Annotated in this window: 2 protein-coding genes; both read left to right on the forward strand. The window is 45.2% G+C overall.

Annotated elements, in window-relative coordinates:
- The first annotated feature begins 57 nt into the window (after positions 1 to 57).
- Entirely contained in the window at positions 58 to 561 is a 504-nt protein-coding gene (locus tag QUB20_RS28515) for a helix-turn-helix domain-containing protein (RefSeq protein ID WP_333251575.1), read from the forward strand.
- A gap of 32 nt (positions 562 to 593) precedes the next feature.
- Positions 594 to 1,118, forward strand: a complete 525-nt coding sequence (locus tag QUB20_RS28520; protein ID WP_333251572.1) for an IS630 family transposase — start codon at positions 594 to 596, stop codon at positions 1,116 to 1,118.
- Positions 1,119 to 1,126 lie beyond the last annotated feature (8 nt).

Genomic DNA, 1,126 nt, shown 5'->3' on the forward strand with positions numbered 1-1,126 from the left:
ATACCAATTTTATATGAAGTTGCATAGAATAAAGATAGTGTTTAGAGGGCATCAGTGATGACACGCCAACTGATTCTGGCGATCGCAGAGAGTGCAGAGAGTTTAGAGAAACAACTAAAAACCAGTCGTACTGCTAGCCAGAAAGAACGGTTGCAAATGTTGTGGTGGCTGAAAACGGGACAAATCACTCAGCATAAAACCCTGGCCGAACGTCTGGGACGTGATGGTTCAACGGTAACTCGATGGTTGCAAAAGTATCGTCAGGGAGGATTGTCCGAATTGTTGACGATCAAGAGCGCACCCGGAAAATCGCCTCACTTGAGCCAAGAGGCTCTTGCCGGATTACAAAAAAGACTGGAACAGTCACCAGGATTCAAAAGTTACGGAGAAATCGTGGAGTGGCTCAAGGAGACTTATCAACTGAACCTGACATACCCCACAGTCTATCATTGGGTACACTATCGACTCAAAGCTAAATTAAAAGTGCCACGCCCCAAAAGCGCAAAGCAAGAACCCAATGCCGATCAGCGTTTTAAAAAAACATCGCCCCAGCCCTGTTGACCTATCAACGCTTATTCGGAAAGGGACAACGGTTGCGTTACTTGTGTCAAGACGAGACTCGCTTAGGACTCAAAACCGAAACCGGGAAAGTAATTATGGCGTTTGGGGTAAAACCGATCGCACCGGTACTCTGGAAACGTGACAATTTTTGGCTCTATGGGGTGGTCGAACCTTTGAGCGGCTGGCATTTTTGTCAAGAATACGATCACCTCAATACTCAAAGATTTCAGGAGTTTATTGATGCCCTCTCACATCAACTGGGGGATGACATCGCACTAATTCAAGTTGACCAGGCGGGGGCTCATGTAACCAGCGCTCTACACTGGCCTGACAATTTGATTCCCGTTTGTCAACCAGCTCATAGCCCGGAACTTAATCCCATTGAAAGGGTTTGGCAATTTATCAAACAACAATTCAAGGGAGAAGTGTTTCTGACACTTGGGGAATTGCGCGAACGACTGAATGAGGTTCTGCAACAAATCACACCTGAAGAAATCAGTTCACTATCTTCTTACACTTTCATTCTTGAAGCTTTATTCTATGCAGCTTCATATTAAATTGGTAT

Source organism: Microcoleus sp. B4-C2, assembly GCF_036705265.1.
GTDB lineage: Bacteria > Cyanobacteriota > Cyanobacteriia > Cyanobacteriales > Microcoleaceae > Microcoleus.

Coding starts and splice junctions, on each gene's coding strand:
- QUB20_RS28515 (WP_333251575.1), top strand. CDS start 58: ATGACACGCCAACTGATTCTGGCGATCGCAGAGAGTGCAGAGAGTTTA.